This is a genomic window from Acetomicrobium mobile (assembly GCF_937920065.1).
This window is the reverse complement of sequence record NZ_CALETC010000038.1, coordinates 1-8,185: the sequence shown is the minus strand read 5'-3', so window position 1 is coordinate 8,185 and position 8,185 is coordinate 1. Positions and strand designations below refer to the sequence as shown.

Here is an 8,185-nt window from a genome sequence, read left to right as displayed (position 1 = left end):
ATGCAGGTACTTTCTCCAGTATGAACTGCTGGGCACCGGCCACTCCCACGTCACTAAGAGGATCGGGAGCCGTTTCAGAATGAAACTTCAAGCCTATATCGTTGCATGCCGCTTCCATAATATTACGCCTTCTGGAAAGCAGCTCATAGCTCATGTGTCTTGGGAATGAGATGTGTACGAAGTTATTAGCGCCCATTTTTTTCGCAGCTACCGGGATCAAATAGCCTCTGCTTATATCGTCTACGTTGGTTATCATATCGGCAACGGACCCAATTACGCCAGGATCTTCGTGCGCTTCACCGGCTATACATAAGATGTCCGGCCTTTTTTCCTTGACGCGCCTGAATGCCTCGGTTGTTCCTGGAATGGCGTTATTAACCACTATGGCTTTCATCAAAGGGTCATCGGCTAAACCGGCAATTTGGCTTATTACCGTTTCCATTTCTTGCATAAAGTTATCGGGATAGGTTAGATGCTGTATCATCCCACCTTGAGCAACGTCGCCATATTCCTTCACGGCTTGCTCTGCTCCTCGCAAGTCATCTTCAGCCTGTGAAACAGTCTCGGTGCAAATGCCAATGTGATAGGGAGCGTCCGCAATTGCAGGTGATATTAATAGGATGGAGATAATCGCATACATTGCTGAAAACATTAAAACCCTTCTCATTTTTACTCATCCCTCCGAAAATAAAATATTGTATTTAGATCTCATTATCTCGTCCATTGTTCGATTGTCAATATATCAATACTCGATCGTCAATGAAGCATCTAAAAAATAAGATGCCGTAATAATGCGTGTTCAGACCAGCCTCGAAGAAATGTATTGTCCTCATTGCAACTCAAAAAGCTTTGCAGATACTGCAAGGGGAAGCGCAAGAGAATGCTCCATAGAAATGTGACGATTGGCGATCATTGTTACCGAATTACTCAAAATAGTAATGACAAACACTTGAAGCGATCCAGAACTGAATGACCGCTTGACAAACAGGATAAACGATGGTAGATTGCTTGTATTACGGTTGTATATCTCCAGTATAGGGGTTGTATATAACCAGAGTGAGGTTGATCATGCAGCAAAAGACGAAAAGAGATTTAGCTTATGAAGAGATTAAAAAGCTCATCCTCAGCGGCAAGCTCTCCAATGATATGTCCATTTCAGAGAATGTCTTGGCTAAAATGCTCGGCATGAGCAGGACCCCCGTGAGGGATGCTTTAAGACGCTTGGAGATGGATGGATTCGTCAGGATAATCCCCAATCAAGGAGTCGTGATCCGAGAAGTTTCCATAAATGAGGTCAAAGAAATATACGACATGCGCATAGCTTTGGAAGAATTCGTGACAAAAGAGCTCGCAGACATGCTTTCTGATAAGGATTTTTCCAACCTGGAAAAGATCCTAAAGAAACAGGAGGAGGCATGCAAAAAAAAGGACGCAGTTGCTTTCCATGAAGAAGATCGTAACTTTCATGATTACCTGATGAGGGCTTACGGCAATTCTATGATAACCGATTTCATTGCGAGGCTTCGGGATCGCATAGAAGGCATCAATATAGACATGCTCAAAGTACCAGGAAATATGGGGACCTTTTATGCCGAACACAAAAGGATTTTAGAGGCCTTGCGCAAAGGAGATGGTGAAGCCGCTGCCAAGGAGATGGATGAGCATCTTAAAGGTGGAAAGATGAGGCTAATTGTGGGCTAATCTTTGAAAGCCCCGGCTTTGAAGAAGTAATGGGGGTGATTGCAGTTGGCAGAGTGGGATGAGGATTTGTTGTGTCGCTTTTATAGGACGATGGTTACCATCAGGTTTTTTGAACAGGCGGTAGAAAAGCACTTCCTTGCAGGAGAAATCCCGGGGTTCGTACATCTGTACATAGGCGAAGAGGCAATTGCTACAGGCGTGTGCGCAAATCTTACCGAGGATGATTACATAGCAAGCACTCACAGAGGTCACGGCCATTGCATAGCTAAGGGAGCTGACGTTAACAAGATGATGGCCGAACTCTTTGGCAGGCGTACAGGGTACTGCAAGGGTAAGGGTGGTTCCATGCATATAGCTGATTTCAGCATAGGCATGCTCGGTGCAAATGGAGTTGTGGGCGGCAGTTTACCTATAGCGGCGGGGGCAGCTCTGGCAATAAGCATGCTCGATCAAAAGAGAGTTACCGTAGCCTTTTTTGGCGACGGTGCATCAAATAGAGGTACCTTTCACGAGTCTGCAAACCTCGCCAGCGTGTGGAAACTCCCCGTAATATTTTTATGCGAAAACAACCAGTACGCTTCGACCACACCTTATAAGACTACCACGTCAGTAGAAGACATAGCCGACAGAGCTCACGGATACAGCATGCCCGGCGTTGCGGTCGATGGCAACGATGTCTTTGCCGTCTACGAGGCTGCGAAGGCAGCCATAGAAAGGGCTAGAAACGGCGGAGGCCCGTCTCTGCTTGAGGCCAAGACGTATCGAGTAAAAGGACATTTTGTGGGCGATCCGGAGCTTTATCGCTCCAAGGAAGAGGTTGAAGAAATCTTTAAGAAAAGGGACCCTATCTCCAGATTTGAAAAGCAGGTATTAAACGAAGGTTTATTGAGTCAAAAAAAGCTCGATGACATAAAGCTTGAGGCTCAAGAAGTGATTGATAATGCGCTTGCCTTCGCTAAGGCGAGCCCAGAACCCGATCCCTCTGAGCTTCTTAGCGATGTTTATGCATAGGGGATGGATACAATGAGAGAAATTACGTTTGCTCAGGCGACGCTAGAAGCTATGGATGAAGAGATGTCTCGTGACGAGCGAGTCTTCGTATTGGGCGAGGACATTGCCCGCCAAGGCGGTATATTTGGCCAGTTCAAGGGCTTGCCGCAAAAATTTGGCACCGATCGCGTAAGGGACACGCCTATTTCGGAAACGGCCATCGTAGGAGCTGGAGTAGGAGCAGCTCTTGGAGGCATGAGGCCAGTGGTTGACATGCACTTCGCTGACTTTATGGGGGTGGCCATGGATGAACTCTTTAATCAAATGGCTAAGATACATTTTATGTTCGGCGGACAAAGGTCCGTGCCTGTAGTGGTCCGCGCACCGGATGGCCTCACCAATCAAGCCGCCGCTCAGCACTCCCAATCTATAGAGGCCTGGTTTTTGCACATTCCAGGTCTAAAAGTAGTAATTCCATCAAACCCGGCCGATGCGAAGGGTTTGCTCAAATCTGCTATCCGAGACGATAACCCCGTCATATACTTTGAACATAAAATGCTTTTTTCGGAGATAGGTCCGGTTCCTGACGGAGAACACCTTGTGCCCATAGGCGTGGCGGCCGTCACAAAGCCGGGCAGGGACATAACCATCGTTTCATACTCATACACAATGAAAGTTGTAATGAATGCTGTCTCCATGTTGAAAAATGACGGGATTGACCCCGAGGTAATAGACTTAAGGACAATTTCCCCCATCGATAAAGAAACCATCCTAAATTCCGTAGCAAAAACTCACAGGCTTGCAATAGCTCATGAGGCCGTAAAACAGGGCGGTGTTGGGGCCGAAATTGCGGCCATCGTAGCGGAAGAAGGGATTGACTTCTTAGATGCCCCTATATTACGCTTCGGTGCGCCTTTCACGCCTGTGCCCTTTGCCAGGTCCTTGGAAGCAGCTTATAGGGTGAAGGCTGAGGATATCTATTCCGGCATTAAGGCATTATTTGACTAGACAATAAGGGGGTGGCGCTTGAAAAAGGATTAAAGGGACGAGAAAGTTCATGTGCTGCAAAAGGCTTTATCAAATCGCGAAAGGAAGGTGAATTGTTCGGCCATAGCCGGGCAGAAAAAATGAAAAAGGTGCTGTGCATGGTTTTGGCAGTAGTGTTGCTTTTAGGAGTAATCGGGCTTAATGAAGCGTCTGCAGCAGCGCTCAAAAAAGAGTACAAGCTGACGATGAATGTCTCTACCGATACTGCGTGGGGCAAGGGTGGCGTGAAGTTTGCGGAGCTCGTGAAGGAATACACCGACGGCAAGGTAAACGTGAAGGTATATCCCAATGCCCAACTTGTGGGCGGCGACCAGATCCGTCAGGCAGAGATGGTTTCAAGCGGAGCCATAGATTTCATGCTTAACTCAACGATCAACATCGCCCCCATAATCCCGGAATGCAACGTTTTCTCCCTTCCCTTTATGTTCCCAGACCATGAGGCCGTCGATGCTGCAACCAAATCCGCAGGCGGAGATATGGTTTTTCAGGCTCTGGAGAAGCACAACATGGTTGGCATCGGCTGGGGCGAAAATGGCTTTCGCGAACTTACGAACAACGTCCGACCGGTAGCTCATCCTGATGACTTGAAAGGTTTGAAGATAAGGGTTGTTACCCCCATCTATGTTGATATCATGAGGGCTCTCGGAGCTAATGCCGTGGCAATGAACTGGGGCGAAGTCTTCACCGCTTTGCAGCAGGGCGTCATCGACGGGCAGGAAAACCCCATTGTTGGCGTCATTATTCCGAACAAAATCTACGAAGTACAAAAATATCTGACAAATTGGCACTACTCATATGACGCGCTCATTTTAGCCGTCAATAAGCAAGTTTGGGATGGTTTCGATCCTGAGATCCAAAAGCAGATTAAAAAGGCAGCCGAGGACTCGATGCACTGGCAAATTCATGATGTAAGCCGGGTTGGTTTGAAAGACGGATTAGAGTTCCTCAAGTCAAAGGGCATGATCATTACTGATCTCACGCCTGAGCAATTAGATGCATTCCGCGAGCGCACAAAGCCAGTTTACGACAAGTGGGTGCCGAACATAGGGCAAGACTTGGTAAAGGTCTTTGAAGAGGCCGTTGCCGGTAGCAGATAAGATAAGCAGATAAGCAAAGGGGGCCGCGTTTTGCGCGGCTCCTCATGTTCTTGCTTAGCGGCTTAACAGGTTTTGTGCAGCTAAGAAAGGGGCTGTGTTATGGCATGTTTAAACTGCTCGATAAGGCTGAAGAGTGGATATGCGCTATAATGCTTTTCTTCATGGCCATTCTGGCCTTCGTCAATGTGGTGGTAAGGTATCTTACGACCTTTTCTTTCGCCTTCTCGGAGGAACTTTTGGTCAACTTATTTGTATGGATCACAATGCTCGGGGCCTCCATAGCCATGCGAAAAGGTGCACTTTTAGGTGTCACATTTTTAGTTGATCGCTTACCTGTAGCGTTTAAAAAAGCTGCGTCCGTGTTGGTTACCCTTTGCGGTGTTGTTCTCTTCATTCTCCTTGCGTATCATGGTGTCGATATGGTGAGGTCGGAATATAGGTCCGGGATGACTACTTACTCTATGGCTCTGCCCATGTGGATATTCGGCATTGCCGTACCGGTGTGCGCTTTTCTACTCATCGTAAGGACAATTCAAAGAGGCGTAATCGAATGGAAAGAGCTTTCTTTGCAAGATGTGCATCAAATTAGCTCAAGCGCGGAGGTGAAGATCAAATGAACATCGACCCTGGCATAATATTGCTCGGCCTTTTCTTCGTCATGATGGCTTTTAAGGTACCTATAGCAATAGCCTTAGGTTTAGCCGGTATGGCTGTCGTCTATTGGTTTGATCTAGGCGCACAAATGTTTGCTCCCGTATTTTTTGCTAATATATCTAAGTTTTCGCTTTTAGCCATTCCCTTCTTTATACTAGCGGGCGTCATCATGGGTAGAGCGAAGATATCAGATAAGATCATCAGGCTCATAATGCTTTTGGTAGGTCCCATAAGCGGAGGGATGGCTATTGTGACGGTAATAACGGCGCTCTTTTGGGGGGCTGTCTCGGGATCGGGGCCTGCTACGGTTGCTGCTTTGGGCACAATACTAATCCCTGGCATGGTAAAAGCCGGTTATAGTAAGTCTTTTGCTGCAGCGCTTACTTCCTGTGCCAGTGGCTTGGCCATTGTAATCCCACCCAGCATAGGCTTTATAGTCTATGGCGTCATTACCGGAGCATCAATAAGTGAACTCTTCCTAGCCGGCATTATCCCGGGGATAGTCGTGGGTTTGTTTCTCATATTTGTTGCCTTCCTCATCTCTCTGGCAAGGGGGTATAAAGGAGAAAGCTTTGGCACCGCTCGAGAGGTGTTGCACGCCTTCAAGGATGCTTTTTGGGCGCTTATTACTCCCGTCATAATATTGGGCGGCATATACGGTGGGATATTTACACCTACCGAAGCAGCTGCTGTGGGCGTGGTTTACGGTCTCTTTGTGGGCTTTGTGGTTTACAGGACACTTACCCTCAAGGACTTGTATGAACTATTAGTGGAAAGCTGTGTCTCATCTGCGGTTGTGATGCTGGTCGTTTCCTTTGCTGGGATCTTTGGTTGGGCCATGACGGTTCTTGGTGTGGTAGAAAGGATATCGCAAGCGGTTATATCCTTGAGCTCAAACCCCTATGTTGTCATAGCTTTGATAAACGTGGTCCTAATAATAGCGGGAGCACTTTTAGATGCCATATCCATTTATTATTTGCTATTGCCGATCTTCATGCCTATTATGGCCCATTTTGGGTGGGATCCAGTTTGGTTTGGCATAGTTATGACGGTGAACTTGGCTATAGGGCAAGTTACGCCGCCAGTAGCGGTCAATCTCTATGTGGGGTGCAATATCGCGGGCATTTCGATGGACGAGATTTCGAGAGCCGTCGTTCCCTTCGTCCTTGCTTCGATAGCGGCTTTAGCGGTTATTTGTTATGTTCCGGCTATTAGCCTGTGGTTGCCGAACATCTTGATGCGGTGAGACAGGCGCGGACCTCGGTGTTGATAATGACCAGCAGGGCCACCTGCATTATAGGGCTTTCAAAAAACTTAACCGGTTCTTGACAGGCTTTTGAAACTAGCGGTAGTATATATATTACAGTGCACTAACAAATGTATATTAGGCTAAAAGACGTTTAAACTTTAAAATACTGTCATAAAATAAAATAAGTGAACTGGTCAGCTAAAAACCCTGGTTACTGTGGTTGCAGCAAAATGTGAATATTAGGACTTATAAAATACAGCGGCGTTAAACTTTATGAGGAGAGGAAAGTTAATCGTTCTTGCAAAGGGGGAGTTGTCGTGACGAATGTCATCGTAGTAGGAGGCGGACCAGGAGGTTATACTGCGGCTATTAGAGCGGCCCAATTGGGATGCGACGTGAAATTGATCGAGAAAGTAAAAATTGGCGGGACTTGTCTCAATAGGGGATGTATTCCCACAAAGGTCTTGCTTCATGCATCTCACATTCGTGATAGCTTCAAGAAAGCTCAAGAATATGGATTTTCAGTCGAAAACGTTTCGTTTGATTGGAAAACGCTCATGCAGCGAAAGGAAGACACGGTAAAACAGCTAACGGACGGCGTAGGAGCCATCCTGGAATCTTGGGGTGTCGAAATAATATACGGCGAGGCTTCCTTTGTAGAACCCCACGTCATTGCAGTAACAGACGAGCAAGGGTCAACCTCAAAAATAAATGGCGAAAATTTCATCGTAGCAACCGGCTCAAGGACTTCGCTGCCACCGATAGAAGGGCTGCGGAGCGAGGGCGTCTTGACCAGCGATGATGCGCTTTCTATCGATAAGCTTCCTTCGTCTATCCTCATAGTGGGCGGCGGAGTGATTGGCGTCGAATTCGCCACGCTTTTTTCTAACCTTGGCTGCAGCGTGACGGTGGTTGAGTTTTTGCCCAGGATTTTATCGAACATCGACGAGGAGCTTGCCTCTATGGTGCACGAAATATTATCTTTCAAAGGAGTCGCCATTCATGCGTCAACGAAGGTCACGAAGATCGAAAAATCAGGCAATATTTTGACCGTCACGCTTGAAGGCGAAGGGGGAAAGACGTCAAAGGTCGAAGTCAGCAACGTTTTACTGGCTGCCGGGCGGCTTCCCGACACCAGTGCCTTAAACCTGGAAAACATAGGGGTAAAGACCGAGCGAGGCCGCGTCGTTGTGGACAAATACATGAAGACAAATCTTCCTCACATTTACGCCATCGGCGATTGCGCTTCTCCCTTTATGCTTGCTCACGTAGCGATGGCCGAAGGTGAAGTGGCCGCGGAAAACATAGCTGGGAATGTGCGCGCAATGGACTACACGGCGGTTCCGTCGTGCATCTTTACAGAGCCTGAGCTCGCCTCGGTTGGGATGTCTGAGGCCGATTGCCTCGACGCGGGGATACCGATAAAGGTATCACGCTTTCCCATGGT

8 protein-coding genes are annotated in these 8,185 nt (G+C 47.5%); 7 read left to right on the top strand and 1 reads right to left on the bottom strand.

Going from position 1 to position 8,185, the window contains the following annotated elements; genetic code table 11:
- The coding region (locus Q7P41_RS01695) for a DUF3798 domain-containing protein (protein WP_303881658.1) at positions 1-667 on the bottom strand (667 nt) is incomplete at its 3' end.
- Positions 668-1,068: 401 nt separating this feature from the next.
- On the opposite strand from Q7P41_RS01695, the gene Q7P41_RS01690 reads away from it, so the two are divergent.
- The 7 genes from Q7P41_RS01690 to lpdA all read left to right on the top strand — a co-directional run.
- On the top strand, positions 1,069-1,701 hold the full coding sequence (locus Q7P41_RS01690; protein ID WP_303881657.1) for a GntR family transcriptional regulator: 633 nt from the start codon (positions 1,069-1,071) through the stop codon (positions 1,699-1,701).
- A 45-nt stretch (positions 1,702-1,746) separates the two neighbouring features.
- Positions 1,747-2,712: a thiamine pyrophosphate-dependent dehydrogenase E1 component subunit alpha gene (locus tag Q7P41_RS01685; RefSeq protein WP_303881656.1), complete on the top strand. Its 966-nt coding sequence runs from the start codon at positions 1,747-1,749 to the stop codon at positions 2,710-2,712.
- A 12-nt stretch (positions 2,713-2,724) separates the two neighbouring features.
- Complete coding sequence (locus Q7P41_RS01680) at positions 2,725-3,699, top strand: alpha-ketoacid dehydrogenase subunit beta (RefSeq protein ID WP_303881655.1); 975 nt, start codon at positions 2,725-2,727, stop codon at positions 3,697-3,699.
- Positions 3,700-3,710: 11 nt separating this feature from the next.
- The gene (locus Q7P41_RS01675; protein ID WP_303881654.1) at positions 3,711-4,835 is read left to right on the top strand and encodes a DctP family TRAP transporter solute-binding subunit; all 1,125 of its coding nucleotides are present in this window, start codon (positions 3,711-3,713) and stop codon (positions 4,833-4,835) included.
- A 104-nt stretch (positions 4,836-4,939) separates the two neighbouring features.
- The gene (locus Q7P41_RS01670; protein WP_303881653.1) at positions 4,940-5,452 is read left to right on the top strand and encodes a TRAP transporter small permease; all 513 of its coding nucleotides are present in this window, start codon (positions 4,940-4,942) and stop codon (positions 5,450-5,452) included.
- A complete protein-coding gene (locus tag Q7P41_RS01665; protein ID WP_303881652.1) occupies positions 5,449-6,735 on the top strand; it encodes a TRAP transporter large permease in 1,287 nt (428 codons plus the stop codon). The genes Q7P41_RS01670 and Q7P41_RS01665 overlap by 4 nt, the downstream gene beginning before the upstream one ends.
- 320 nt (positions 6,736-7,055) lie before the next feature.
- A partial coding sequence (gene lpdA / locus Q7P41_RS01660) for a dihydrolipoyl dehydrogenase (RefSeq protein WP_303881651.1) occupies positions 7,056-8,185 on the top strand: 1,130 nt, incomplete at its 3' end.

What these genes read in the sequence shown, in the direction of transcription:
- Q7P41_RS01670 (WP_303881653.1), top strand. Translation starts at nt 4,940, where the DNA reads ATGTTTAAACTGCTCGATAAGGCTGAAGAGTGGATATGCGCTATAATG.
- Q7P41_RS01680 (WP_303881655.1), top strand. Translation starts at nt 2,725, where the DNA reads ATGAGAGAAATTACGTTTGCTCAGGCGACGCTAGAAGCTATGGATGAA.
- Q7P41_RS01690 (WP_303881657.1), top strand. Translation starts at nt 1,069, where the DNA reads ATGCAGCAAAAGACGAAAAGAGATTTAGCTTATGAAGAGATTAAAAAG.
- Q7P41_RS01665 (WP_303881652.1), top strand. Translation starts at nt 5,449, where the DNA reads ATGAACATCGACCCTGGCATAATATTGCTCGGCCTTTTCTTCGTCATG.